The 26792-nt window shown below is 40.0% G+C and carries 32 protein-coding genes and 1 riboswitch; of the genes, 5 read left to right on the top strand and 27 right to left on the bottom strand.

The window, feature by feature from the left end:
- Positions 1-89: 89 nt before the first annotated feature.
- Positions 90-1019 carry a chemotaxis protein gene (locus Q1B03_RS08900; RefSeq protein WP_299740503.1) on the bottom strand — a complete coding sequence of 310 codons (930 nt, stop codon included), beginning with the start codon at positions 1017-1019 and terminating at the stop codon, positions 90-92.
- Between the two features lie 173 nt (positions 1020-1192).
- Between Q1B03_RS08900 and Q1B03_RS08895 the strand changes: the two genes are divergently transcribed.
- A complete protein-coding gene (locus Q1B03_RS08895; protein WP_299740501.1) occupies positions 1193-1393 on the top strand; it encodes a hypothetical protein in 201 nt (66 codons plus the stop codon).
- Positions 1394-1437: 44 nt separating this feature from the next.
- Here the strand turns inward: Q1B03_RS08895 and queE are convergent, their stop codons facing one another.
- The 4 genes from queE to corA all read right to left on the bottom strand — a co-directional run bounded on the left by queE (position 1438) and on the right by corA (position 4605).
- Complete coding sequence (gene queE, locus Q1B03_RS08890; protein WP_299741281.1) at positions 1438-2163, bottom strand: 7-carboxy-7-deazaguanine synthase QueE; 726 nt, start codon at positions 2161-2163, stop codon at positions 1438-1440.
- Positions 2157-2591, bottom strand: a complete 435-nt coding sequence (locus Q1B03_RS08885; RefSeq protein ID WP_299740499.1) for a 6-carboxytetrahydropterin synthase — start codon at positions 2589-2591, stop codon at positions 2157-2159. The genes queE and Q1B03_RS08885 overlap by 7 nt, the downstream gene beginning before the upstream one ends.
- Positions 2592-2593: 2 nt before the next feature.
- Positions 2594-3253, bottom strand: coding sequence for a 7-cyano-7-deazaguanine synthase QueC (gene queC, locus Q1B03_RS08880; protein ID WP_299740497.1), 660 nt, complete (start codon positions 3251-3253; stop codon positions 2594-2596).
- Between the two features lie 124 nt (positions 3254-3377).
- A riboswitch (PreQ1 riboswitch) is annotated at positions 3378-3422 on the bottom strand.
- Between the two features lie 187 nt (positions 3423-3609).
- Positions 3610-4605, bottom strand: coding sequence for a magnesium/cobalt transporter CorA (gene corA / locus Q1B03_RS08875; RefSeq protein WP_299740495.1), 996 nt, complete (start codon positions 4603-4605; stop codon positions 3610-3612).
- Positions 4606-4742: 137 nt separating this feature from the next.
- On the opposite strand from corA, the gene Q1B03_RS08870 reads away from it, so the two are divergent.
- Positions 4743-5894, top strand: a complete 1152-nt coding sequence (locus Q1B03_RS08870; RefSeq protein WP_299740493.1) for an aminotransferase A — start codon at positions 4743-4745, stop codon at positions 5892-5894.
- Between the two features lie 45 nt (positions 5895-5939).
- Here Q1B03_RS08870 and Q1B03_RS08865 read toward each other — a convergent pair whose 3' ends face one another.
- Positions 5940-6116, bottom strand: coding sequence for a hypothetical protein (locus Q1B03_RS08865; protein WP_299740491.1), 177 nt, complete (start codon positions 6114-6116; stop codon positions 5940-5942).
- Between the two features lie 354 nt (positions 6117-6470).
- Here Q1B03_RS08865 and Q1B03_RS08860 point away from each other — a divergent pair, with 354 nt between their 5' ends.
- Entirely contained in the window at positions 6471-7145 is a 675-nt protein-coding gene (locus Q1B03_RS08860) for a GNAT family N-acetyltransferase (RefSeq protein WP_299740489.1), read from the top strand.
- Between the two features lie 165 nt (positions 7146-7310).
- On the opposite strand, the gene ptsP is transcribed toward Q1B03_RS08860, so the two are convergent.
- The 12 genes from ptsP to Q1B03_RS08800 form a co-directional block, all read right to left on the bottom strand.
- Positions 7311-9032, bottom strand: coding sequence for a phosphoenolpyruvate--protein phosphotransferase (gene ptsP / locus Q1B03_RS08855; protein WP_299740487.1), 1722 nt, complete (start codon positions 9030-9032; stop codon positions 7311-7313).
- A complete protein-coding gene (locus Q1B03_RS08850) occupies positions 9032-9298 on the bottom strand; it encodes a phosphocarrier protein HPr (RefSeq protein ID WP_299740485.1) in 267 nt (88 codons plus the stop codon). Before Q1B03_RS08850 ends, ptsP begins: the two co-directional genes overlap by 1 nt.
- Before the next feature lie 314 nt (positions 9299-9612).
- On the bottom strand, positions 9613-9876 hold the full coding sequence (locus tag Q1B03_RS08845; protein ID WP_299740483.1) for a hypothetical protein: 264 nt from the start codon (positions 9874-9876) through the stop codon (positions 9613-9615).
- Between the two features lie 81 nt (positions 9877-9957).
- Complete coding sequence (fetB, locus tag Q1B03_RS08840; protein ID WP_299740481.1) at positions 9958-10740, bottom strand: ABC transporter permease; 783 nt, start codon at positions 10738-10740, stop codon at positions 9958-9960.
- Positions 10741-10758: 18 nt separating this feature from the next.
- Positions 10759-11373, bottom strand: coding sequence for an ABC transporter ATP-binding protein (locus tag Q1B03_RS08835; protein WP_299740479.1), 615 nt, complete (start codon positions 11371-11373; stop codon positions 10759-10761).
- Positions 11374-11467: 94 nt separating this feature from the next.
- Complete coding sequence (locus Q1B03_RS08830) at positions 11468-12730, bottom strand: hypothetical protein (protein WP_299740477.1); 1263 nt, start codon at positions 12728-12730, stop codon at positions 11468-11470.
- Positions 12700-13890 carry a DUF58 domain-containing protein gene (locus Q1B03_RS08825; RefSeq protein ID WP_299740475.1) on the bottom strand — a complete coding sequence of 397 codons (1191 nt, stop codon included), beginning with the start codon at positions 13888-13890 and terminating at the stop codon, positions 12700-12702. Before Q1B03_RS08825 ends, Q1B03_RS08830 begins: the two co-directional genes overlap by 31 nt.
- Complete coding sequence (locus Q1B03_RS08820; protein ID WP_299740473.1) at positions 13887-14828, bottom strand: MoxR family ATPase; 942 nt, start codon at positions 14826-14828, stop codon at positions 13887-13889. The genes Q1B03_RS08825 and Q1B03_RS08820 overlap by 4 nt, the downstream gene beginning before the upstream one ends.
- A 411-nt stretch (positions 14829-15239) precedes the next feature.
- Complete coding sequence (locus Q1B03_RS08815; RefSeq protein WP_299740471.1) at positions 15240-15986, bottom strand: SDR family NAD(P)-dependent oxidoreductase; 747 nt, start codon at positions 15984-15986, stop codon at positions 15240-15242.
- Positions 15987-16139: 153 nt separating this feature from the next.
- The gene (locus Q1B03_RS08810) at positions 16140-16319 is read right to left on the bottom strand and encodes an aspartyl-phosphate phosphatase Spo0E family protein (protein WP_299740469.1); all 180 of its coding nucleotides are present in this window, start codon (positions 16317-16319) and stop codon (positions 16140-16142) included.
- Between the two features lie 107 nt (positions 16320-16426).
- A complete protein-coding gene (locus Q1B03_RS08805) occupies positions 16427-17017 on the bottom strand; it encodes a cell wall hydrolase (protein ID WP_299740467.1) in 591 nt (196 codons plus the stop codon).
- 176 nt (positions 17018-17193) lie between these two features.
- Positions 17194-17388 (bottom strand): hypothetical protein, encoded by a 195-nt coding sequence (locus Q1B03_RS08800; RefSeq protein ID WP_299740465.1) that lies wholly within the window; start codon positions 17386-17388, stop codon positions 17194-17196.
- A gap of 164 nt (positions 17389-17552) precedes the next feature.
- On the opposite strand from Q1B03_RS08800, the gene Q1B03_RS08795 reads away from it, so the two are divergent.
- Together Q1B03_RS08795 and Q1B03_RS08790 are read left to right on the top strand one after the other, a co-directional pair.
- Positions 17553-17732, top strand: a complete 180-nt coding sequence (locus Q1B03_RS08795) for a DUF2187 family protein (protein WP_044337597.1) — start codon at positions 17553-17555, stop codon at positions 17730-17732.
- A 132-nt stretch (positions 17733-17864) separates the two neighbouring features.
- Positions 17865-19250 (top strand): DUF2254 domain-containing protein, encoded by a 1386-nt coding sequence (locus Q1B03_RS08790; protein WP_299740460.1) that lies wholly within the window; start codon positions 17865-17867, stop codon positions 19248-19250.
- A gap of 44 nt (positions 19251-19294) precedes the next feature.
- Here Q1B03_RS08790 and Q1B03_RS08785 read toward each other — a convergent pair whose 3' ends face one another.
- From Q1B03_RS08785 to Q1B03_RS08745, 9 genes are all read right to left on the bottom strand, one after another.
- Positions 19295-19414, bottom strand: a complete 120-nt coding sequence (locus Q1B03_RS08785) for a DUF6254 family protein (protein WP_220154054.1) — start codon at positions 19412-19414, stop codon at positions 19295-19297.
- A gap of 72 nt (positions 19415-19486) precedes the next feature.
- A complete protein-coding gene (locus tag Q1B03_RS08780) occupies positions 19487-20518 on the bottom strand; it encodes a GerAB/ArcD/ProY family transporter (protein WP_299740455.1) in 1032 nt (343 codons plus the stop codon).
- Positions 20519-20661: 143 nt separating this feature from the next.
- Positions 20662-22356, bottom strand: a complete 1695-nt coding sequence (locus Q1B03_RS08775) for a M3 family oligoendopeptidase (protein ID WP_299740453.1) — start codon at positions 22354-22356, stop codon at positions 20662-20664.
- A 180-nt stretch (positions 22357-22536) separates the two neighbouring features.
- Complete coding sequence (locus tag Q1B03_RS08770; RefSeq protein WP_299741280.1) at positions 22537-22995, bottom strand: MarR family winged helix-turn-helix transcriptional regulator; 459 nt, start codon at positions 22993-22995, stop codon at positions 22537-22539.
- A 231-nt stretch (positions 22996-23226) separates the two neighbouring features.
- Positions 23227-23472: an aspartyl-phosphate phosphatase Spo0E family protein gene (locus tag Q1B03_RS08765; protein WP_299740451.1), complete on the bottom strand. Its 246-nt coding sequence runs from the start codon at positions 23470-23472 to the stop codon at positions 23227-23229.
- 212 nt (positions 23473-23684) lie between these two features.
- Positions 23685-24197, bottom strand: a complete 513-nt coding sequence (locus Q1B03_RS08760; RefSeq protein WP_299740449.1) for an acireductone dioxygenase — start codon at positions 24195-24197, stop codon at positions 23685-23687.
- On the bottom strand, positions 24194-24841 hold the full coding sequence (locus tag Q1B03_RS08755) for a methylthioribulose 1-phosphate dehydratase (protein WP_299740447.1): 648 nt from the start codon (positions 24839-24841) through the stop codon (positions 24194-24196). The genes Q1B03_RS08760 and Q1B03_RS08755 overlap by 4 nt, the downstream gene beginning before the upstream one ends.
- Positions 24838-25500 (bottom strand): 2-hydroxy-3-keto-5-methylthiopentenyl-1-phosphate phosphatase, encoded by a 663-nt coding sequence (locus Q1B03_RS08750; RefSeq protein ID WP_299740445.1) that lies wholly within the window; start codon positions 25498-25500, stop codon positions 24838-24840. The genes Q1B03_RS08755 and Q1B03_RS08750 overlap by 4 nt, the downstream gene beginning before the upstream one ends.
- Positions 25500-26714, bottom strand: a complete 1215-nt coding sequence (locus Q1B03_RS08745) for a 2,3-diketo-5-methylthiopentyl-1-phosphate enolase (protein ID WP_299740443.1) — start codon at positions 26712-26714, stop codon at positions 25500-25502. The genes Q1B03_RS08750 and Q1B03_RS08745 overlap by 1 nt, the downstream gene beginning before the upstream one ends.
- Between the last annotated feature and the right edge of the window lie 78 nt (positions 26715-26792).

The raw sequence follows: 26792 nt of genomic DNA, 5'->3' as shown, positions 1-26792 counted from the left end.
TTTTAGTACATTAACGCATATTTCTTCTAAAGGGTTCCGGCCAAATGAAATGCTGGGACCCTTTTGTATGTCTTTATTTGCCCTAGCTTCTACAATATATGTTGATCGATTTTCATAATGAGTTCAGCAATATCCGGTTTACTGATTTGATCTTCTGCTCCGACCATTTCACCTTTATGTTTTAAATCTTTTGTAATTAGTGAAGAAAAAATGATTACAGGCAGTTTACTGAGCTTAGAATGACTCTTGATTCTTTTGGTCAAATGATGCCCGTCCATTTGCGGCATTTCAATATCTGTTAACACAAGCTGAACAGTCTCTTCAATATCTTGAGTTCCCCCAACTAGTGACTCCAGATAGTTGAATGCATCGGCTCCATTTTCGAAGAACTCCACTTCGTCATATCCTGCTTCACTCAACGTATCATTCAAAAGCTTACGGAGTAGAGGAGAATCCTCCGCAGCAACAATCTTCTTATTCTTTCTCTCCCTTGGTCCCAACCTCTTCACTTGTTCCACCCGGATCCCTGTGTCAGGATTGATTTCCAGCATAATACTCTCAAAATCCAATAACAATATCATTGATTCGTTTCGCTTGATGACCCCTATTATTCCGGAATGAACCCCTGAATACATTTCTGAAGGCTTATCAATCTGATTCCAGGAAATCCGATGAATTTGAGTTACGTTATGTACGTGAAAAATGACCTTTTGTTGATTAAACTCAGCAACAATATACTTTGATTTGGGTGTTTCCTCCTCTTCCACACCAAGAACCCTTGCCATATCAATAACTGGAAGAACCTCTCCCCTCAATTGAATGAGCCCTTTCACATGATGGTGGGAATGAGGAATGGGAATGACTGGAGTGGGTTGAATAATTTCCTTCACTTTAATCACATTTATACCAAATTTATTGTGTTGAACTTCGAATTCAACTATCTCTAGTTCATTGGTTCCACTTTCAAGAAGAATACCGTTTGTTTGATTCAATTGTATTTCGTCCTTCCATACAAACATGAGTATTTGCCTTACTCTTCTTATATCGTACATTTAAGAAACATCTTTACAGGTAATCATGAAAAAGTCGGCAGTCCGTTCGGGAATCTTTTTCAACCCTCACTTTCTATACCGTGACCTAAAAGGTAATAGAAAATGAATCCCTATACATACTAAGGAGAGGAGGTGTTTATATGACCGATCGTAGGTTTTCAGATAACCAGCCCCTGCCTGATTTTGATGAAATAAGTGACCACATTCTTCCCGCACAAAACAATCTTCCCATTATTGCCTTTGGGAAGAACGTGGATGGAAAGGACGAACCCTTTGAACTTTCTTTCATAGAAGGTCAAAGGAAAATAAATCAGGAGCAGAATGAAAATCCTCGAAAGTAAAAAGGAAAAAGCGATTGAAAGGCTTCCCTTCAATCGCTTTTCTCTTACACTCCACGCTTGTTCCCCCATACCAAGGTATGCAATTGCGGGAGTACCCGCACCTGATTTAATTCTTCCCTATCACAGACCTTTTCAATGAGCGTTTCATAATCCAATAACAAGTTTGATACCAGTTTAGGTGTATCTCCTTCAGAAACAGAAGGATTACCTGTCTGGATGTAGAATGGAACATCAGGATAGCGTTTATGAATTTCTGTGGCATATACTAAATCCTGTTCGTCAAAGACAACTACTTTTAAGCTGAATTGTGAGCGATTTTCATTTAATCGATGAACGATATGATCCAGTTTCTCAAAGTCAGTCCCCATTTTCGAACTTGGTGGCTTTGGAGAAAGAGTCAGATCATCTATATCATAGAACCAATCCTGCCAGCGGCTTCCTTGTGTTTCTAAGGCCGAAGCAATATCATTCTCCTTTAAAATCTCGATAAGCTCCTTCAAATGAGCCAATAGAGCAGGATTCCCGCCTGAAATCGTTACATGGGAGAACTTATTTCCCCCTACTTCTTTTAGTCTGTTCCACACTTCTTCAGCTGTCATAAGCTGAATATCCTCTTTGGCTGAACCATCCCACGTAAATGCAGAGTCACACCATGCACAACTATAATCACATCCGGCAGTTCGGATAAACATCGTCTTTTGACCAATTACCATACCTTCACCCTGAATGGTTGGACCAAATACTTCTAAAACGGGGATTTTCTTCATGATTGTCTCCCCTTTGGTCTGTATATGACGTAACTTGTCGGTGTTTCTCTTAAAAATACTTGAAGGCACTTAGGCTGGTGAGGCAGTGTATCTAAATGACCCTGAATGATTTCCCACATCACTTTCGCTACAACTTCAGTGGTGGGGAACATATTGCCGTTCTCTGCAGAAAACAATTCATCTTCGTTCATGACCTTATGATCAAATCGCTTATGAATCAGATTTTTGATGTGTTGGAAATTAATAAGAAACCCGGAATCATCAAGCTGATCCCCTCCAATAGTAATATTGGCAAAGTACGTATGACCATGGATATCCTGACAGCTTCCTGCATCTGCATGTGGTATATAATGGGCTGCCGCAAAATGCATATCTTTATTTAATTCAAATTCATACGTGTGGTCAGGAGTCGGGTAGATTTGTTGTATCATCTTCACTCTCCCCCTTTACTTGCACTTTTATATTCTTCCAGCCCTTTTTGTCTAAGCTGACATGCAGGACACTCACCGCACCCGCTGCCTTTTATTCCATTATAGCAAGTGAGTGTATTTTCCTGTACATAACGGAAAGCACCTAAATCATCTGCCATTTCCCACGTTTGTGCTTTATTGATCCACATGAGTGGAGTATGGATCACAAACTGATCATCCATGGATAAATTGAGGGAAACATTCAAGGATTTGACAAAAATATCCCGGCAATCGGGATAGCCGCTGAAATCCGTTTCACATACACCTGTTACAATATGCCGTGCTCCGATTTGCTTCGCTAGTATGCCTGCAAATGACAGGAATAATAGATTTCTTCCTGGAACGAATGTAGACGGTAATTCACCATCCTGATGAGTGATCTCTTCATCTGCCCGTGTTAAAGCACTTGGTGCCAATTGATTTAATAAACTCATATCTAATACATGGTGAGGGACTTTCAGATCTTCTGCAATCTCTTTTGCACAGTCCAGCTCTGTAACATGCCTCTGACCATAGTTAAATGTTACCGCTTCTACTTCTTTAAATTGTTGTTTTGCCCAAAACAAACACGTTGTACTATCTTGACCTCCGCTAAAAACGACTAACGCTTTCTCTGTGTTCATAAAAGGTCTCCTTTCTTTTCTACAGGCTCTTTTGCCATGAAAAGAAGAAAGAGATTCTGTAATACCCTATAACGTTGGCTTTAAAATTGCCATTAACAAAAAATAACGACACCTAAGGATGCCGTTTTCCTTAGTTTTTTATAGAGGGTTGTGCTAGAACCTCTCGGGACTCTTCTTTAGTCCCAATTCTTCTTTTTTTGTCCTCAACCAATATAACGTTTTTTTTCAAAAAAATCTACCGTTTACGGGAATTTCATCGGAAATTTAATCACCATCGTGACCGCCGCTGATCATTTGCATGATACCCAGATAAAAAAGCAGAACTCCCCTTTGGAATCACTGCTTTTTTACCTTAATTATTTTAAACGAAGGAGCCTCCTTCGTTTTCTACGTTTTTTCGTGCTGAATCTGAGCCAGCCTATTTTCATAAAGAAACCAAACATAATCAGCGCTATGATACCCATAACCCCGAGAACGATAAAGTATCCGCTTCTCTCATCGAGTTCCGGCATATAGACAAAGTTCATCCCATACAGACCCGCAATAAACGTAAGAGGCATAAAAATCGTCGTAATGACGGTTAAGGTCATCATGATATTATTCATTTTATCTGAGTTAATGGATAAATAATTATCCCGGATATCTGATGAAAATTCACGATACGATTCAAGCATCTCGACAAGCTTAATTAAATGATCGTACACGTCATTTAAATAGAGCTGCTCTTCTTTGAGTGCATTCAATCTGCCGGAATTGCTGATACGATACAATAAATCCCTCATGGGCACAAGGGTTCTTCTTAACTTTGACATATCATGACGAATATCGAATAATTCATCCATCAGATCACTATCCGAATCTTCATTCGTGTTATCTTCTATCTTATTGAGGCGATCTTCAATACGATAAACCAGAGGAAAATAATCGTCCACTAACCGGTCAACAATTCCATGCATGACCTTAAAAGGACTGAGCTGATCCCCTTCTTGCCGAACCTTTTCCCATACATTATTGATTTCCCTGACAGGCTGTTTATGAAAGGTTACGATAAAACTTGCGTTCACAAACATATTAACTTCATGGGAATCCAGTGTCTTCTGATTAATGGCATGCTGAAGGACGAATATGTATTGATCATAAAAATCGAGCTTAGCCCGCTGACTGAAATCGTCCAGGCAATCCTCTATCGCAAGTGGATGGAATCGAAAATACAGCTTAAGTAACCGGACATCCTTGCTGGTCGGCTCTGAAAAATCCACCCAATACCATTTAACACCATTTTCTTTAATTCTGGATAAGGGAACATTCTGTTCAATTTCCCCATTTTCCATAATAATACTCGTGCGAATCATATGGCTCTCCCTAACTGACATTTATTTATTTATTTTTTTATCCTTTCCCTTTTTCTTCACCATTCAAACAAAATCACTACGTAAAAGATGGAATTAATGATAAAATATGAATCAAATTATTAAAGTAGGTGTACGTATTGGAACAGTATATTAACCCTCGGATCAAGGACATCCAGATATCAGGAATTCGAAAGTTTTTTAATATGGTGGCAGACATAGACGACATCATTTCCCTGACAATCGGTCAGCCGGATTTCCCTACCCCACAACATGTCAAAGACGCGGGTAAGGCTGCCATTGATGATGACTTCACTTCCTATACCCATAATGCAGGATTTCTCGAATTACGTGAAGCTGCGGCTTCATATGTAAAAGAAAAATATAATGTACATTATAACCCTGTAAATGAGGTCATAGTCACAAACGGAGCTTCTCAGGGGATCGATGTGATTCTTCGTACCATCCTTTGCGAGGGAGATGACTGCCTTATCCCGGGACCCGTGTATCCAGGCTATGAGCCCATCATTAAACTTTGTGGTGCTAATCCCATACATATTGATATCACACAAAATGATTTTAAGTTGGATGCCGCTCTTATTGAGGGGAGCTTAACCCATTCTACAAAGTGTGTCATATTGCCTTATCCATCCAATCCAACTGGGGTAAGCTTATCCAAAGCAGAATTGAAAGAGATTGCCGACTTGCTTAGAAATAGAAATATATTTGTGTTGGCTGATGAGATTTATAGCGAGCTTACCTTTGATGATTCGCATTATTCCATTGCCGAATATTTAAGAGAACAAACCATCGTCGTCAATGGTCTATCTAAATCACATAGTATGACTGGTTGGAGGATAGGGCTGGTATTCGCTCCAGAATCAATTTCTAAGCATCTAATAAAGGTTCACCAGTACAATGTTTCCTGTGCTTCTTCCGTTTCTCAAAAAGCAGCATATGAAGCTCTTACAGTGGGAAAAGATGATGCGGCAGATATGAAGAAAGAATATAAGAAACGAAGGGACTATGTATACAACCGATTAATTGAGATGGGATTTAAAGGAATCGTCAAACCCGACGGAGCCTTCTACTTTTTCGTCAAAATACCTGACCGGATTCTTCTGAGTTCATTTGATTTCTCGTTGGCACTTGCCCAAGAGAAAAAGGTGGCTGTCGTTCCTGGAGATGCTTTTTCCCAGTTCGGCGAAGGATACTTCCGACTATCCTATGCCTGCTCCATGGACCAGTTGACAGAAGGGCTTGACCGTATCCAATCCTTCATCCAAACCTGACGAGAGGGACGGACCTTGCCTGGCAAGGTCCGTCCCTCTTCATGATTACCCTTTATATTCACCGTTATTTTTAGATGCTTTTTCTTTTTTGGCTTTGTCTTTGTGTATTTTGTTTGTTGCCGCACTTCCGGTTTCGTGGGCAAATTCCGTATTGATCTTAGAGGAATCGAATCCTTTTTTGTTCTTCTGTTGTGGATCATTCTTTTTTGTACGTTTCGCCATTGCTTTTACACCCCTTTTATTGATCATGCCTATCCTTCAATGGATCAGCACAAGATTATTATTTGCTTTCTTCTTTTTCCCTATACGAACCAGCTGCCGGTATAAAAAGAGCAAAAAAAGAACCAACCCAGTCAATGAGTTGGTTCAAAAAAAAGGAAAAGGGGGTGTTAGTGAGAAATTAATCTCCAATTTCATGCTTAATTATAGAATACCCGCTTTCCAGAATGATAAACCGCCCTTCTGAAAAAAATTCAGTTTTTTTTTTAGAAGAAAAGTTATTTCAGTAAAACACTTTAAAAAAGCGCTTTCATAACGTATAATAAACAAGTAAATTCTGAGGAGTGAGGTTCTGACATGTACATGAAAGAACAGTATGTTTTCAGAAACGATCAAATTTATAAAGCTGTTATCAGAAATTATTCCAAGGATGATTTCGACGACTTGATATCCGTTCAAAAAAGAGCATTCCCACCTCCCTTCCCATCAGAATTGTGGTGGAATAAAGACCAACTCGCTCATCATTTGTTTCATTTCCCTCTTGGGTCCATGTGTGTGGAAGTTGACGGGAAGTTAGTGGGGAGTATGACAAGCTTAATCGTCGACTTTGATCCGTTAGAACCTCATCATACGTGGGAAGACATAACCGATGATGGATATATCCGGACTCACAATGAAAATGGAAATACATTATATGTGGTAGATCTATGTATCGACCCTGATTATAGGGGATTTAAACTTGGAAAAGTCTTGATGAATGCCATGTTTGAGATTGTGGTTCATTTAAAATTGGATCGCTTACTTGGCGGCGGTCGGATCCCTACCTATCATAAAGTGGCCAAAGATTTTCCGATTGATGATTATATACAGAAATTAACGAGTGGAGAATTCAAGGATCCCGTCATTACGTTTCTTCTGCAAACAGGACGCACTCCATTAAAAGCGGTTAAAGGGTACCTGAAGGATGAAGAATCTTGTGACTATGGGGTTTTAATGGAATGGAAAAATCCTTTTAAAAGTTCAAAGTTCTAACGCATTTTGCAAAAAATGTACTCCCTGAAAAATAAAAAAGGGATTGAAAGAACAATACGTTCCTTCAATCCACAAGAAAGGGGGAAATGAGAATGAAAAGGCCCAAAGGGTGTGCCTTATTCTACACAAATATAATACCCTCATTTCCACCATCTAAACCTAAATTTATTCCATTGATGTCGCTTTTTTCACAGCAGAAATGACAGCATCATTGGTGTCTAATTGTAGTGCTTGCTCTGCCAGTTCTTTCATTTCAGCACGATTCAACTGACGGATTTGAGAACGTGCACGTAAGATCGATGTCGCACTCATAGAGAATTCATCCAAACCTAATCCCAGAAGGATTGGCACTGCAATCTCATCTCCGGCCATTTCACCACACATACCTGCCCATTTGCCTTCTTTATGAGCCGCATCGATCACCATTTTGACTAGACGTAAAATGGCAGGGTTATACGGTTGATATAAGTAGGAAACCCGCTCATTCATGCGGTCGGCAGCCATTGTGTACTGAATCAGATCATTGGTTCCGATAGAGAAGAAGTCCACTTCCTTGGCAAAAACATCCGCCATTACAGCAGTTGATGGAATTTCTACCATGATTCCCACTTCAATATGATCAGCTACGTTCGTACCATTCTCAAGAAGAGCTTGTTTCTCTTCTTCAAGGATGGCTTTCGCTTCTCTGAACTCTTGAAGATTTGAGATCATCGGGAACATGATTTTCAGATTTCCGAATGGGCTGGCCTTTAATAACGCTCTAAGCTGAGTACGGAAGATATCCTGTTCGTCCAGACAGAGTCGGATTGCACGATACCCTAGGAATGGATTCATTTCTTTTGGCAGATTTAAGTAAGGAAGCTCTTTATCTCCACCGATGTCAAGGGTACGAACCACTACAGGTTTCCCTTCCATACCTTCTAATACTGACTTATAAGCTTCGTATTGCTCGTCTTCAGACGGTAATTCGTCACGACCCATGTATAGGAATTCTGTACGATACAGACCTACACCTTCTCCACCGTGATTCTTTACCCCTTCAAGATCCTTAGGTGTCCCAATGTTGGCAGCAAGTTCTACATGCTCTCCATCCTTGGATACCGTTGGTTCATTGACAAGCTTCGCCCATTCAGCTTTTTGTTCTTCATATCGGGCATGCTCTTTCTTATACTCTTCGATGACTTCAGGAGTCGGATTAATATGTACTTCTCCATTTAATCCGTCAACGATGATCATGTCACCATTTTCAACAGAGGAGGTAATAGATTTCGTTCCCACTACAGCTGGAATCTCCATTGAACGTGCCATAATGGCCGAGTGAGATGTTCTTCCACCGATATCCGTTGTAAATCCTTTAACAAATTCACGGTTTAATTGTGCCGTATCAGAAGGTGTTAGATCCTCTGCGATCACAATCACTTCTTCTGTCACCATGCTTGGGTTCGCAATCTGTACGCCCAATAGGTGTGAAAGGACACGTTTCGTCACGTCACGGATATCCGCGGCACGTTCTTTCATGTATTCATTGTCCATGGATTCAAACATCGATACAAACATATCCGCTGTTTCTTTAAGGGCGAATTCAGCGTTTACATTTTCAGATTTCACTTTGTCTTCGATTGGTGTCAGTAGTTCTGGATCGCTTAGGACAAGAAGATGCGCTTCAAAGATTTGAGCTTTATCCTCACCTAAATCAATTCTTGCTTTATCACGGATCGCTTCAAGCTCTGACTTTGACGTCGCAATGGCTTCCTGAAAGCGTGATACTTCCCGTTCAGCATTGTCTACGTTTTTCTTTTCAAAGCTTAGGTCGGGTTCAACTAAGCGATACGCTTTCGCTATGGCAATACCATTTGATGCTGCAATTCCTTTTAAAAGACTGGACATTACTCAGCTAAACCTTCTTTGTTCAATGTTTCTTGTAAGCTGCTTAACGCTTCTTCTTCGTCGCTACCTTCAGTAATGATTGTGATATCTGCACCTTTACCAACACCTAAAGACATAACACCCATGATTGATTTCAAGTTTACTTTCTTTTCTTTGTATTCTAGATGTACATCGCTGTCGAATTTGCTTGCCGTTTGAACTAGTAGAGTTGCCGGACGAGCGTGAATTCCTGTTTCAGCTGTAACTGTAAATGTTTTTTGTGCCATGTGAATCGACTCCTTAATTTATCTTGTTTTTGGTTGCTTCATTAAAATAATGGATTATGTAGAATTCGTCAACTATTTCTAGTAAATAATCCATTCCTACTATAAAGCTGTTCAATAAAAAAGAATAGCATGCAATGAAGATATACACAATTGTAAAGCTTGATTTTTTTAGTATTTCATAAATTTGCCACTGTTATGAACCTATTTATGTAAAAATCAAGATGTTTTTTACAAAATAAAAACTGACTCTCCCATCACCCCATTCCGATTAGGAGATGGAATCTTTAGTATGAGTCAGTTGTGTCATTGCGATACTATTCTTTTTCTATGATTTCTGATTTAGCTTTCATGATATTGTAGCCGATTTTCGCTTTTATGATCGTGCCTTTCAGTGTCATTTCATGATCTTCAGACGTGTTTGTATATACGTTCACTAAGTCACATATGCAGCGAGAGAATAATTCTGAGAGCTGTTTTAATTCCTGCACCCCATGTTGACCATCCTCTTTCATGAGTTCTTCCATGACATCAATGGCTAAACTTTTCACTCTTAGAGCCTGCTCTGTTTGGTAATTCATATAGAACTCTCCCCTTTCCTACCATTCTTTCACTATCATATGCAAGAAAAACTAGATTAGAACGGGAGAGCTATAGAATATCTAAACATTCAATTGGGCATCTTTCGTAAATAATTGCTTATATCCTAATAAAATAAAGATGATGACTGTTAAGGCTACGCTCCCCACAATGCCTAAAAGTATGGCAATCTGATACTCGATGGCCACTAATGGACTTATCCCCGAAAGGATCTGCCCTGTCATCATTCCAGGTAAAAAGATGATTCCCATCCCTAACATATTATTAAGAGTGGGAAGAATCGCTGCATCAAAGGCATTGTCTACATAGGTCTTGGAAGCTGCTTTAGGGGTTGCTCCAAGCATGAGGGCACCTTCTACCTTTTCTCTTTGATCCTTTAATCCCCCTAATAGAGTATTAATCCCCAATGTGATGCCCGTCATGGAATTACCCACGATCATCCCGGCAATGGGTATGAAATATCTCGGTTCATACCAAGGGGAGAAGTGAATCACCACCATATTAAAGTAGAATAAGCTAATAAGTGTTCCGATAAGTAAAGATAAAGCAGCAATCCCTTTCAGTTTCTTATCCATCTCATATTTAACTTGTTTAAAGATATTCCTGATGGCGAAGGCTTCCATGATCAAAATGATACTTAATGTAAGCCACGGACTCGGATTGTCAAAAATATAGGTCAGTATGTATCCTGCGACGATCAGTTGGAGGGTCATTCTAAAAGATGCAAGGATAATCTGTTTCTCTCTCGAAATCCCCCGCCACTTCACAATAAATAACAATAGAAGAACAAAGACATATGCAGCTAAAAATCTCCACAGCTCTATATCAATAATTCCATTTTCCACTAGTATTCTCTCCTTCACTTATTTTGAAAGGCTAATCGTCTCTTCACCATATTGCTCGGCAACATTCATCGAATGAGTCACCATAATTACGGTCCCGTCATGCCCTTTTGTACACTTAATAAAGCTTTTCATCACTTCGATCTCGGTTTCTTCATCAAGGGCCGAGGTTGGCTCGTCCAATAAATAGACAGTTGGCTTCATCAATAGTACCCGGCCAAGGGACAGGCGTTGTCTTTCCCCTCCGGATAACCTTTCAGCAAGCCCATCCAAAGGTTTATCCAGCTTTACAATTTCCAGGGTTTTCATGAGCTCCTCACGACTTGCAGGGGGCTTCTCTGAAAACATAAGACCCTTCTGCAAATTCTCTTCTACCGTTTCCCCGAATAATAAGGGGGTTTGTGAAATCATCACTACTTCTCTTCGAAGTTTTACAGGGTCAATTTCTTGTAAGGGAGTCTCATTATAATAAACCTTTCCTTCATCTGGTATATTCATTTTATTTAATAACTTCAGGAGGGTGGACTTACCTGCACCGCTTTCACCGATGAGGCAGGTTGTTTTGTGTGAGGATATCTCCATGCGATCGATGTTTATTATTTTTTTAAATATTACTTTTTCTAATTGAAACAGCACTATCTTCACCTCTCATATATTCACATTTATCATACCCTAAAGAATCATGAATTAAAGAAGCTGATGCTCGAAAGGAGAACTTCGAGCACCAGCTTCATTCATGTCGCGCATTCAAGTATTCGATGTGTTGCTGGATTTGTCTTGTGAAAAAGTCGACTTCATCCTTTTCCGGAACTCCACGTCCATATCTCACGCGTTCGTAAATAAAGTAAAATCGGGCATTTTCCTCCAACTCAATTCTAGTGAACCAAGCTTGGACGTTTTCATTCGGAAATCTGCCCACTTTATTCTTGTAAGCTTCTTCTTCTAACATTTCCATCGATTTCCTGATTGCGTCCCTTGCTTTAGAATATTCGACCTGCTCTCTTTGATTTGGAGTATCATCCACTCCTGCTACCCGGGTCGTCATGACAGGTGTTGTTCCCCCACTCGGTGAGAAGCGGATGGACGTTTTTCTTTTCTTAACCAAATAAATGAAAGCAAAGCAAACCAATAGTGCTAGCAATGCCTCATCCAACCATGAAAATGAAAGTCCATCCCCCAGGGTAGACAGCTGTGATTCATCATAAACCTGTTGTACAACCTCATTTCCGTCTCCTTTTTCCGAATCCCCCCCAAAAAATCCCATGATCAAATCCCTTAATTTAATCAATAAACTAAAGATCGGGTTAACCAAAAAGGAGAAGAGCCAAAACACCTTTTCAAGCAGCCAATAGAATCCCCGGCTGACCACCGAACTAAAAGCTGCAAGTATCCCCCCGCTTAAAAACACCATAAGAAGGAGGACAAAAGGTTTATATATACTCTTCTTTACTCCTTTGCTTTCACTGGCCAACATCCTTTGAATCGAGGTGAAGGTCCCAACAAACGTGAATAATAAAAACAGCAGACTGTATACCAGATAAGTGTTTTCCAACTGTCTGAGGGATCCCGAGAATAAAGAAACAGCGGAGATAAAAAGAAAAATCAATACGTTGCCACTGCTGATTTCAATTGATGGGTCCTTGATCTGAAGATGAGAGCTGATCTTCAAGTGCAGAAAGATCGTAGCGGGAAGTAAAACCCACCAGGATGCCGAGAAAAATAAGGTTCCGGATCCAATCCCGAAGGCAAACACTGCATATAACAGAAGATGATTAAAGCTCTGCACTTTAAGGGATATGGCCATGTAAGCCAGTACCAACACCAACATCATCGCAAAAGCAGGCACGTATTGATTCAACACGACGTCACCTGTAAATAGGAACGTAATGGCCAACAGGACAAACAGCAGTTCGATTCCTGCATACAGCCCCATTTTAATAAAAAGCATTTGTTTATGTTTCTTTAGGAAGGAAGTTTCAACGAACGATTCCATAATGTGACGACTCCTTCTTCTTCTAAGCTCAGCTTAAAGATATGTGGATGGCCTTTGCGAATATTTTGCAATAACCCCTCTTCTCTTGACCCAAGCGAACCGGCAACAATAAAAACGGAAGGTACCAGTCTGCGCAGATACAAATGCTGGAGGACAATGTGGAAGGGCATGGTGAATTCATCGGTTGATAATGTAGCTAAAAGCTCCAGCCCTCTCTGCCGGTGCTTCCGTCCTGTCCCTGGCGGCAGATAATAGTAAGGCGTAACTCCCGGTGTTCTCACATTTAAGACCAGGGAAAAAGAGATGTTTTGTTCCACGGCAAGTTGCATAAGGTAAGCTGTATGCTTGATGATCCCCTCCAACTTGCTTGTAATGGCAAAACGATCAGAGATATTGATGGCAATCATCCACTCTTTTTGAGTAGATGGCGCGAAGATTTTCGTTTGCAGCTCGCCTGTTCGTGCAGAAGCCTTCCAATGAACGTCCTGAAATCGATCTCCTTGTACGTATCCCCTTGTTCCTACAGGATGGAACACATCATGGAACAAAGAATGGGGAGTAGAAACATCCCCCTGCCTTAAAGTAAGCTGATGTTCCGCCATCCTGACAGGGGATGAAGAGGGGAACACCATAATGGTGGTTGGAACTGAATCGAGTAGATTCAGGATAACCTTACCACTTCCGAAAAGATGAGGAATCTCAAGGTGCATATTGGTTATACGGCATAAACCTCTTCTCTTGCCTTTGATCGGCAACAAAATTTGCCCCTCTTCATTTTTTCGGATGGAGAATGGGATGGATACCTCGATCTCGTTCGCAATGCCTAATGAATATGGATGTTCTGTAGGCTCCACAATATCTTTAAATGTCATTTTCAACGTTGCTCCCCAAATGGGAAGCCCTTTGTTTTCAAGCTTAAACACCCAATTATCTTCCTCGTCACAATGAAGCCTTAATCTTCGTTGTAATCTTTCAATCATGACTCCCTCCCCAACATTAAGCAGATACCATTGATGAACGCGAAAATAAAGAATGATCAACAGGAAAATCCCCAATCCGACATACGATTGTACATAGAAGCTTACTGCCCCGACAATGACAAGGAGCACTAAACTCATGGAAATATAAGGGTCCTCGACTACTTCGCGCTTCCAGTTCACTGCGCCTGCCTCGCTTCCACAGGCAGCATGGTCATCTCTATGATTCTGTCAATCAATTCTTCAGGTGTTTTAGTAAGGGATGCCTCAATGGTTAATTGAACTCTATGATGAAGGACAAATGGTGCTACACTAACGACATCCTGTGGTTTGACAAAGTCCCTCCCCGCTATGAATGCCTGAGCCTGGGATGCTTTTAATAGAGCCAGACTTGCACGTGGACTAGCCCCTACTTCAACCCATTCATGCTCCCTTGTCGCCCTTGTGATCTGGAGAATATAAGATTCGATATCCTCAGATATATGTACCTCTTTAACGAGACTTGTTAGAGATTGAATTTCAGCAAGGCTCATCACCTTTTCTACTGTATTTAAAGGCTGTGCAGATTTAAATCGATTAAGGATACTGCGCTCCTCTTCGAAACTTGGATATGTAAATGGAATCTTCAACAGAAAACGATCCAACTGGGCTGCGGGTAGAGGGAATGTCCCCTGCTGTGATTCAATCGGGTTTTGCGTCGCTACAACAATGAACGGAGGCTGTAATGACACTGTTTCTCCATCGATGGTGATCTGTTTCTCTTCCATCACTTCAAGTAAACTTGCCTGCGTTCTTGGAGTAGCCCTATTAATTTCATCTGCTAATAACACATTCGTGACAACAGGTCCGGTTCTTAATTCAAATTCTTGAGTCTTAGGATTAAAAAACTGAATGCCTGTTACATCACTTGGCAATACATCGGGTGTGAATTGTATCCTCTTAAAATCCCCTTCAATACAATGTGAAAAAGTTTTAGCCAATAATGTTTTACCGGTTCCTGGTACGCTCTCGAGCAAGACGTGCCCTTCCTGAAGTAAGGCAATCAATAGAAGGTCGATTTCTTTCTCCCTTCCAATCAGAACTTTGCTCATTTCTTTTTTTATGTCTTGTATAGTTGACATCTTTGCTCCCCCTTTATGTTGAACTCTATTTATCAATTAATTTTAAAATAATAGTAAATATTTAGCAAATATTCTAAAAATAGACCCTTACTCATCATACCATAGTGTGTTGTTAATATATTCCTTTATGTATTTGGACAGTAAAAAGCCGGTCACCATCCGTGTCTTGGATTCGTAACCGGCAGTTCTTCTATGTTCATTCAAACTTTACAAACACTTATCCTATTCCCCGTACAGTGTTAATACTCTCTCCTTACTCTAGTTAAAAAAGAGAAGCGGAGAGTGTTAAAAGATGGTTGTCAGCTTAATTTTTGTTTTATTAATTGGTGTAATAAATATTGCCTTTTTGAGAAATGGGTAGTATCATCTGTCAAAAACAAGAGAAAGGCCATTACTCTTGTTTCATCTTTATTAATGTTCATAGATCATCTTCCTTGTCATACCACCATCCACCACTAAGTTTTCCCCGGTAATGAAATCATTATCAGGGTGAGCAAGAAATAAGCATGCCCTTGCTATGTCTTCGGGTTTCCCCACTCTGCCCGAAGGATGCTGGTCATGATCCTTGTCCCGTAATGAATCATAATCAGAGGTTTGAATCCAACCGGGACTTATTGAATTCACTCGGATCCCCACGTCACTCAATGTGATTGCCATTGAATGAGTCAAACTCACAATGCCCCCTTTTGTTGCAGAGTAGGCTTCCGTATCCGGTTCAGACATTGAAGCTCTGGTAGAGGCCATATTTATAATGCAACCACCCCGGTTCTTCATTAAAGCGGCCCCCTCTCTACTGCAATAGAAGACACTACTTAAGTTTGAAGATAGAATGCTGTCCCATTCCCCGGGATCCATCTGCCAAAAGGACATGAACTTCGAAACTCCTGCATTGTTAATAAGTACGTCCACCACTCCATGATCTTCCCTAATCTTTGAAAAAACATCTTTTACCTGTTGATAGACCCCTACATTCACTTCATGAAACCGTGTTGAATAGCCTTTTGAATTGAGCTGCAGGGATAATTCCTCCCCTTTATCCCCATCCATGTCCATAAATTCAACAACTGCACCTTGCTTCGCAAATTCTTCAACCAGCGTTTTCCCGATCCCATTCGCTCCACCTGTTATGCAAACAATTTTATCATTCAATCTTGCCATCTCCCTTTATCTTTAATTATTTTCATTTGCGATTTACTGTTTATTCTTCCTAAAGAGGATACCCTTTTCCTATGGCCCTCAACCTTCTCAAAGACATATAGAAAAGGATTAACCTGTGAAAATGCCGAGACATTCCAAGGTTAATCCTTTTATTTATTGTACTATCTTATTTTGGGTAGTTTGATTTATAACATTACGCTGATGAATATTGATTAAGGCGTCCAACTCTTTACTGAGTTGAATGGTGACTGGACTGCTCAGCCCAAAACGAATACCTGATTGTATCATCTTCCATCGCACCGTTTCAATTCGAGCCACAATGGTCCCATTCATCAACATCACCTCTTCTTCTTTACTCTATTTTACTATTAATTCCACGTAGAGAAAAGAAAAAAGTATCCGAACGCTATTTTGATAGTGAGAGAAATTCTGCGTAATGATTATTTTGCGAAGCGGTGTTTTCCAATGGTAAGCAATGTTTCTCTATTGGTAATCCATTCGCTCGTGGATGTTACAGGATTATAGAAGAAGAGAGAACCTTGTCCCTGACCTCTGAAAGCCAATGCCTCTTGAACAGCGTCTCTCGCTTCCTGAGAAGGCGCTTGGTTGATTTGACCGTTTTGAACCGGAGAAAAGGCATAATGACCGTTTGCTACCTCGTAGATTACTTCTTTAATAGAGTCAGGGAATTCAGAGGAATCCACTCGGTTTAAAACAACCGTTGCGACAGCCACTTTACCTGCATATGGTTCTCCTTTAGCTTCTGCATGAACCAGTTTTGCCAGTAACTCACGATCTTCGGCTGTTACTTCATTTCCTGGTATTGCTAACGTTTGACCTGGATGAATTTCATTCGATTTCAAATCGTTCTCTTTTTTTAGTTGAAGGACAGATACAGATTTCTCTTTACCTATATCCCAAAGAGACTCACCATTTTCAACAGTGTGTACTCCTTTAGCTGCAATAGTTTGAGTAGAGAATGAAACAATGGAAAGTACTGCAATCCCTACTAGTAAGCTTTTCTTAATCATATTTCTACCTCCTAATTAGCGCTCCCCACTAAGATAACAACGAATGAACAGAATTTCATCAGGTAATGGTTACCACCGTCCGTTCTTTGTAGTCTGGAAAGAACATTCTAAAATACCATAGTGCTTCATATATTAGATATGAACAAAAAAAACGGAGGATCTCATCCCCCGCTTTTCTAACTTCTTGGTGTATCTAAATAGTGATAAAGAATATTCCCGCCATGCTGAGCCACTCCACGAAACTGTTTAAAATCCTCTTGTTTAACGAGTAAAGATCGAAAGGTAAGAAAGTCTTCTTTCATCACTCTTATTTCTTCAATTTCTCTTGTACGCAATAAATGTAGTTGTTCAAGAATTTCTGTTTCACTCATATCCAAACCTCCATCCTGAATGTCTCTATTGTAGTTTTAAAAGGTTGTAAAGCTCAAGACTAATTTTTTAATTAAATTTTTAGAAAACTCTTTACCTTTTATTGAGTTTACGTCAAAATATTAGTAATTGTTTGTAGAATTTTGGCAAAAAGGAGCGACCTCAGATGAAAAAAGCAGAAATTGGAAATGTGATTGAATTTAGAGAAGGATTAAAAGGAATTGTAGAGAAAGTTAATGAAAACTCAGTCATCGTTGATCTGACGTATATGAAAAACTACCGCGACCTTGAACTGGAAGAAAAAACGGTTGTTAATCATAAAAACTATAAAATAGTGGAAGCATAATACGATTTTCTAAAAGGTGGAGAACGTTACTCCACCTTTTTATAATGGGATTCGACAAACAGAGAAAAGGTTTACAGAAACGGCTTTGAGGATATTCTTATAGCATACTGTTTTGTAAGGTGGAACCAAGTCATGAATTTAAATATACATATTGTTAACAAAGCAAGAAAAAGCTTTTGGTTTGTACCATTTTTATTTTCACTCGTCTCTTTAGTGCTTTCCCTACTCACCTTTTATTTTGATTGGTGGTTAAGTCAGCATGATTATCCTTTGTTTCCAAAGGTTTTGTTCTCGAATTTTGATTTATCCATGACCATCATCAGTACGATTGCGTCATCGATCATGACGATGACGACGATTACCTTTTCAACGATTATGGTCGTGTTAACCACTTTTTTATCCCAATATTCACCAAGGACCCTACAGAATTTCATTAATGACCGTCCTACTCAGCGGGTTCTCGCCATTTTTGTATCGGGTGTGGTCTACTGCATCACTTTATTAGTTCTCCTTCAAGATGAATCCGGACAAAAATTATATATTTCTTCGGCCTTTGCCGGTATAGTGGCGATTATTTGTTTATTTGTTTTCGTCTACTTTGTTCACCATGTTTCCAATTGGGTGAAAGTAAGTAATTTAATACATAATATAACAATCAAAACGAATAAAAAAATTGATAATAGCTATTTATATAGCAAGAATGCCATTAAAGACGAGCCTTCAACCTTGAATGAGTCACTTTTTAACGATACGGAACCCATTTATGTGTATAGTGAGCGATCGGGGTATTTACAGCAGATCGATATAGAAGGAATGATCAATAAAGCTGCTAAAGATAAAGCGATTATCCGAATGGTGAAAACACCGGGTGAATACTTACTTGAAGGTACTCCTATCATGACGGCATGGACTGCGAATAAAGAAATAGATGTAGAAGATTACTTGGAATACCTCGTACTTGGGCCAGACAAAGAGCCCATGGAAGACATTGAACTCGGGATAAGAAAGCTGGTTGAAATAGCCTTGAGAGCCATTTCCCCCGCCATCAATGACCCGAATACCGCAAAAAACTGCATAGAAGAAATCGGGATCATTTTATCGAAACTTGCTAAACACAAGCTTCCAAGCTCATATTTATCAGATGAAGAAAACAATGTGCGAATCATATTGGAACAGCCGACCTTTGTAGATTATTTATACCGAAGCTTTTACCAGTTAAGGCATTACGGGAAGCAGGATATATCCATAATTGCCGAAATTCTGCGTTCACTGAGAATGATAGGGGAAAATAATAGCGAAGAAACGAAGCGCATGGTGTGGACGTTTAAAGACTATATTCTGGAAGGAATCGACTATGTCAGCCTCCAAAACCTCGACATGCAGTACATCATGAGACATCTGGATGAACTGGCTGCAGCCTGCAGACAAACAGATTGGGATAAGGATGAAGTGAGGAATAAATATTTCCCTGAAAAATATAAGACAAGTGACTCTTACCATCACCATAGAGAAGAGTAATGGGACCCAAGAAAAAACGGATGCCCGAAGCATCCGTTTTTTTCTTATTCTTTTCCCTTTTTCCCTTCAGAAAGCTCCTTGAAGGAAGATACTTTACCATGAGGATGCTGTTCCTGTTTTCTTACATTCCACTGTCTTTCTTTTTCGTGTTTAGATTGTGTCATATTCGCCACTCCTTTTTCATTAGTCTTTATTAACATGAACTCTAGACCCGCTTTTTACTCTCCTCCAGACAATTATTTATTGGGTTTCATCCAGAGAAGGATGATAAATAATAAGCTCATGTAGCCAAAGAGTGGATATAAATACGACAATAGTTCGCTATATTCAAAAAAACTTAAAGAATAGATCACGAGGAAGATACCTGCAAAGGTCATTATAGATGTGCCCTTCCAGTAATTCGATAATTGTTTCTCCAGGCCAAATACTCCCCCGATGACGGAAGTGAATATTTCACCATAAATGATGACAATATAAATTAAGTAAAAACCGGCAACAAAGGATTTCATAACCACGGCCATTGGAATTTGGTATTGTGTCACATCCGGGATCATGACTAAAGTAATATGGCTGGAAATTAGAATCAGCGTAAGGAAAAAGCCGCCAAGGTAACCTCCATACTTAATGGTTTCCCGATCTTTCACTTCACCGGCAACAGGAACGAGAACAGCCTGTGCCATGGCAAGATTAAAGGCTACGTATGAAAAAGGGGCAACCACAGATTTCCACCCATCCTCAGCATGCGGGATCATAAGAAATGCGTCTAAAAATCCAGCGTCGCGAACAGAATGAATCATCAAAAAAAGATTAAAGACGATCATAAGAGGAACGACGAATGTATTCACAGCAAAAAGTCCCTTAATCCCCACCATCATCGTGATGAATCCCAATCCAATAGTCAGCAGAATCCCTAATTGTTTTGGTAGCAAAAGCTGCTCTTGAAAAACAGCCCCTGCTCCTGAAAGCATTACCGCGGAAACCCCGATCAGCATAATCATCATGACGATATTCATAAACTTTGAAAACCATTTTCCAAATAGATATTCATTAAATTCTTCAAAGGACTTTGCTTTAATATCATGGGACTTAAGCATAATCTTCGTTCCCATTGTAATAAATAAGTACCCGCTTAATAAAATCGCAATAAACCCGACAAAGCCAAACCGGGTGAAAAACTCTACAATTTCCCTTCCCGTTGCAAATCCGGCTCCTATAACGGTACCAACATATACAGCAGCGATTTGAAATGACCCAGCTAATTTTTTCATACCCATCACCTCTGACAACCTTCTACTTCACCTTATGTACAAGCAGAGAAAATCAGAAGCAAAAGAACATAATTCTTCCGGAATTGTAGAAGAACCCATACAAAATAGGCAGCCATAAAATGCGGCTGCCCTATTACTTTATTTTATAAAGATTGATCACCTATTCCATTTAACCATTGTCTTATCGGTTCAATGACCTTCTCAACTGTCCCCTCCTGGAACGGAGAATCGAGCTTGGCTGCTTCTACAAGCCCTGTGAATGAAAGGCTTCCCCCAAGTTTACAAAGGGCAACATAGTCATTCCACGCTTCCTCACGATTAAGATTCATTTTCTTCCAGAATTGGAACGCGCAAATTTGAGCCAATGTGTAATCGATATAATAGAATGGAGAATTATATATATGGGATTGACGCTGCCAGAACCCCCCATTTTCTAAATACGGAATATGATCGTAGTCCTTATGGGGAAGGTATTCCCTTTCAATTTTTCTCCATGCGGCGTTCCGTTCAGACGGGGAAGCTTCAGGGTTCTCATACACAAAATGCTGGAACTCATCAACTGCCACACCGTAAGGAAGAAATTGCACCGCTTCACTTAAATGTGCAAATTGATACTTATCAGTATCCTCTTTGAAGAAATAATCCATCCATGGCCATGTGAAGAATTCCATACTCATAGAATGAATTTCACATGCTTCATACGTTGGCCAAATATATTCAGGAATATCAAATCCCCTGCTTGAGTACACCTGGAACGCATGACCTGCTTCATGGGTCAATACGTCAATATCTCCTGAGGTACCATTGAAATTCGAGAAGATGTAAGGAGACTCATGGTTCGCAATATACGTGCAGTAGCCACCTCCAGCTTTTCCTTTCTTCGCTTCTAAATCCATGAGGTCATGTTCGATCATAAAACCAAAGAATTCCTTTGTTTCCGGTGATAATTCTTCGTACATCTTTTTGCCATTATCAATGATCCACTGAGGACTTCCCTTAGGAACCGCATTTCCGGAAGTGAACTTAAAGCCTTCGTCATAAAACTTCATCGAATCAATCCCTATGCGCTTTCCTTGTCTTTCTTTAAGTTCTGTAGCAAGAGGAACGATATGCTCCTTTACTTGATCGCGGAAAACCCTTACCATATCAGGTGTATAATCCGTTCTCGTCATACGATAGTAACCTAATTCAACAAAGTTCTTATACCCTAAAGTAGTAGCAATTGTGTGACGCAGCTTCACTAACTCATCAAATAGACGATCCAACTCTTCTTGATTCTCTTCAAAGAAAGCAACGGTCGCTTGAGCGGCTTCTCTTCTTGTTTCCCGATTGACAGATTGTGTGAAAGGGCCCATCTGAGCCAATGTTCTTTCCTCTCCCTCAAATGGAATCTTTGCAGACGCCATGAGCTTTGTATATTGGGAAGATAACTTATTTTCCTTCTGCAGAAGATTGACGATCTCAGGAGAAAAAGTCTTCATTTCACTTTCTGCCAGGTCGAATAGCTGCTTTCCCCACTTCTCTTCTAACTCTTTACGATATGGAGAATTTACAAGTTCCCGATAATATTCCGTTACCATCCCGTGAACCTCAGGCATCATATCATCAATATAATCTTGTTCTTCTTTGTAAAACTCATCATTGGTATCGATAGAGTGCCGAATATAGCATATATTTTGCATTGTATCGATGCTGAGACGTATTTCATTCAGTTTCTTCATCGCATCCATCTGTTCTTGTACATTGGGCGCGGCCTTAAATTTTCCGAGTAACTGTTGGAAAACAGGTTTAATCTCTTCTAAGTTGGGCCTTTCATATGTAAATTGTTCAAACTTCATAATGTTGCCTCCTCATAAAATATTCCCGATTATAGTTATTCGACTAGTAATAGATAATATCCTTTTATCACAAGAATTGAATTGCAGATACAAATACCGGATGGTGGCGAAGTCAAAGCAAAGAAATTTTAAGACAATATAAAACCCCGTCTAATAATAGACGGGGCACAAGAGTCGAACTTAATACGACAAGTCTTTAATCGATAAGCCTAATTTCTTCAACATTTCAATCGTTTCTTCCTTCTCAACAGGAGATAGAGCTGACATGAGTTCATGAATTCGATTTTCGTGATTAGGAAAAATCTCTTCAATTAACTGTCTGCCGTTCTCTGTTATTTGAGCATAGGTAACTCGACGGTCCTTTGGACAAGCATTACGCTTAAGATAGCCCTTTTGTTCAAGCTTATCCACTACATACGTAATGCTGCCGGAGGCTAATAGAATCTTCCCGCCAATTTGCTGCAGGGGCTGATCTCCTTTATGATAAAGAAGCTCTAGAACAGCGAATTCGGTAGGGTTTAAGCCGTTCTCCTGGATGTTTTTATTTATCTCTTCATTTAAGGCTTTGAAAGCTCTTGAAAGGACAATGAAAAGCTTTAATGATTGTTTTGTATCTTGAGTTTTACTCATGGCATTCATTCCTTTAAAAATTAAATATCTCAGTTTCAAAACATTATACAAATAAACCCTGTTATTGTCAAATAGACCGGTCACTAGTTAAAAAGCAAAGGACGGTACGCTTGTAGCGTACCGTCCTTTGCTTTTAGAAATTACGACAAATTAGATTGATTGTCTAGTTTAAATGTGGAGATTGTTGGAGATTCGTTTCTTTTGTAAACCTTGAATGTTGAGGAAAATCATGTTGTGTAGTCACGAAGCAGTTCGCTTTAATAAGCTCTTAATGTAATGCCCAAATTCACTTGATGATTCCTGGAGGGTAAATGGTACAACTTTATTTGTGCACTTTTCATAGTCGTTCAATAGCTGATCTAATTGCTGGCTGCACCGAACGGTTTCATCTGCACATAGGCCTAAATTCTCTCCAAGGCAAATCATTTCTGAACGTTTCTGATTGATTCTCATTAATAACCATTTCTTTTTTAATAGACGACCCATTTCTTGTAAACTCCTTTTTTAGCTCCTAGTCTTTATTAAGTAAAATCATTACTTGAGCATTATCCCAAGTATTATCAGAAAAGTAAATAGATTCGCAAAACAAGACAAAATTACTAGTAATGTTTCTAAATTAGACATTTTTCGTCAAAAATTCCTCGTCAATAAAATTAGAGGATAGACTAAAGATTCTACTCTTTGTCTATCCTCATATATTAATAGATTGGGACCCAGCCTTCCTTAGTGACGAAAATACGAACAGCCACTACTTTCTTATCTTCACTTAATGTAAAATAATGGCGAATGTTTTCAGGAACTGAAATTAAGTCACCAGGATTTAGATGTACTTCAAAGAAATCACCATCGCTACCTTGTATGACAAATACACCATGGCCGTTTACTATAAAACGGACTTCATCATCTGTGTGATGATGCTCTTGTTGGAAATTCTTTAAAAGCTCTTCAAGATTTGGTGTACTCTCTGAAAGGGAAATTACATCCCAGGACCGATACCCTCTTCGTTCTGAGATATCTTCAATCTCTTCTTTAAAAACAGACAGGATTTCCGATTTATCATCCTCAGTTAAAGCGAATTGGTCCCTTAATCCTTCGTCCAGTTTTTCGATATTCCAATGCTCATAAATGACTCCTTGTTCACTTAAATACTTCACTACCTCTTCCTGATTATCAATGACTTGGTTCTTCCCTTGGATTTTGATTGTCGTCATAATCTGACTCCTCCTTTAGTAATTGATCTCGTGTTCGTTAAAGATAAAAGAGTGAGTTGATATTGAAATAAAAACTCACAAGCTTCTAATAGTTTCTTAGCTTCAAAACCGGTTCGTCCCCATACTGTGATACCGTGGTTCCGAATGAGCACCGCCCCTTTGTCTGCTTTAATAAAGGACTGAAACTCCTCGGCAAGCGTCGGTATATGAGCATGATTACGAATGATGGGAATGGATAAAGAATCATCTTCCTCCCACTTATCCCACGCTTTAATTAATTCTTGGTTTCTAAATGTGACGATACCTTCATCCCCATACAGTTCACTGATTACATTATTCGCCACAGTATGGACATGTAAGCTGCAACCTGCTGAGCTTTCTTTGAAGATATGACTGTGCAGCAGTGTTTCGGCTGATGGTTTTAAGTGAGTATCCTCAATGGCCTCACCATGAGCATTCACTAGGAGGAAATCTTCTTTTGTGTGCTTTCGTTTATCCTTTCCACTTGCCGTGACCAGGAAGGTAGCAGGGGAAGAACTCACTCGTATCGCAAGGTTTCCACTCGTCCCCATGAACCAGTCCCTGTCTGCCAGTTCTCTTTTGATATCAGCGAGTTCTTCCCACTCCGATTGATAGGGATTCATATTTTCACTCCTTTTTCAATGACGTCCATGCAATCATGAAAGGATTCAAACGGATGATAGGGGATACCTTTTTCTGCGCATGTATAGGCCAAATAGTCTCTGGCGATCACAGTATCTCCAAGCTTTGCCATTTCGATATCTGTGACTGAGTCCCCTATCACAATGACCTTCGTGTCTTCTGTTAATGACAATGTTCTCAAAATAGAAGGCTTACAGCATCCACATCCTTTACTTTCACAGTGATCGTCACATGGATGTGGCCAATGAATCGTTATGGCCGAATCGTTAAAGCTTGCTTCATTACAAAAAACTCCATTAAAAGGCCCGTATTCTTTTAGTAATGGTTGAACAAAGAAGTCAATTCCTCCACTAACGATATACAAAGGAATCTCATGGTCTTTTGTGTAGTCTACAAATTCCTTAAACCCTTCACGTATGACAGCAGTATCTAATAGATACTGAACCATTTCGTCTTTTTGGGATGAAGGAATAAGTGAAAACAACTTGCCTACACCTTCTTTAATGGAAATCGACTGATTTAAGATGTCATCTTTGATAGGTTCCCATGCTGGGGGAGCAAAGGTTTTCATCAACGAGATGATATTATCTGTTTCTGTAATCGTTCCATCAAAATCACAGAAAATGATTGGATGACCCACTACACCTTTACCTCCTCTCCCCATAGGGATAGGGCTTTGCGAAGTTCACCATGAGTTTCAGCCGCCTCATTGAGAGACGTTCCTTTTAAAACAGCATCGATAGCTTGAACGAATGCTTTTCCTCCTCCACTTGCTCCGTCAGGGTGACCATGAATGCCCCCTCCTGCATTAATGACACAGTCTATACCGAAATCTTTCACCAAAAGCGGAACAAGTGCGGGATGAATGCCGGCTGAAGGTACTGGCAATGCCCTTTTCAAGTGGGCATCTTCCTTCGTTAACTCATGGCTTACGGATAGAACTTTGCTCTTCTCTAATGCGACACTTCCGTATGGTGATGGAAATAGTGAAAAATCGGCTCCGGCCATTCGTAATAATTTACCTAACCATAAAGAGTAGCTCACACCATATGCAGGAGATGCTGCAGCAGCCCCGGCAAAGGCAGGGTGGGCCATGATCGGCAATGCGATCTCATTGTCCTCTCTCAATTCCTGGAGAACATCGAGGCCGTAAGAAAATACATTGAATAATAGAGCCTGTGCTCCAAGCTCTTTTGCTTTTCTTGCTTTATCCCGTAATTGTGATGTTCTGCCTGTCAGATTAATTGCATACAACGTTCTCTTCCCTGTTTCCTCAAACACTTCGTGCAGCACTTTTTTCCCTAAGCTGACTCTCTCAGAAAAGGGTGTCAGTGGATTATCAAATAAAATTTCATCGTCTTTTACTGCATCGACTCCGCCTAGAGCCTGGGCTCTTAATTGATTTTCCAGGTAGGTGAGATCTCTGCCGATCACTCCTTTAAAGATGCTCATTAACAACGGTCTTTTATGTACCCCTGTTAACTCCCTGATCCCTTCAATTCCAAATCGTGGACCAGGATAGGTTTTTTTTAAGTCTTTCGAAAACTCTAAATCTACTAATTTCACTTCGCCATCCAGGGAAAGCTTACCGAATACCGTTGTAAGAATGGCTGGGATATCATTTGAATAGTTATACCCGGGATATCCAATCTGCACCTCACCCCGGGGACCATCTTCGCCTTCCCACTCCTTCACGGAAACGACTCTCCCCTTGTACTTGCTCAATTGTTCCTGTTCCAGAAGCGGCAAGTCCGTCCATGAACCGACCGTCAATCCCAAGGCAATCCCCTCTGCCTTTTTCTCGAATGAACCGCTCTTTCCCTTTAGTTGATAGGTTGCTATCACTTCACTCATTGTCGTATTGCCTCCTTATGAAAAAAAAGCTACTCTTAGCCGCATGTTGATTTCATCAGCTCTGCAAACAAAAAACCT

Origin of the sequence: uncultured Rossellomorea sp. (assembly GCF_947488365.1) — a bacterium.
Classification (GTDB): Bacteria; Bacillota; Bacilli; order Bacillales; family Bacillaceae_B; genus Rossellomorea.
Note: the sequence above shows the minus strand (reverse complement) of the source record. Positions and strands in the feature narration are given on the sequence as shown.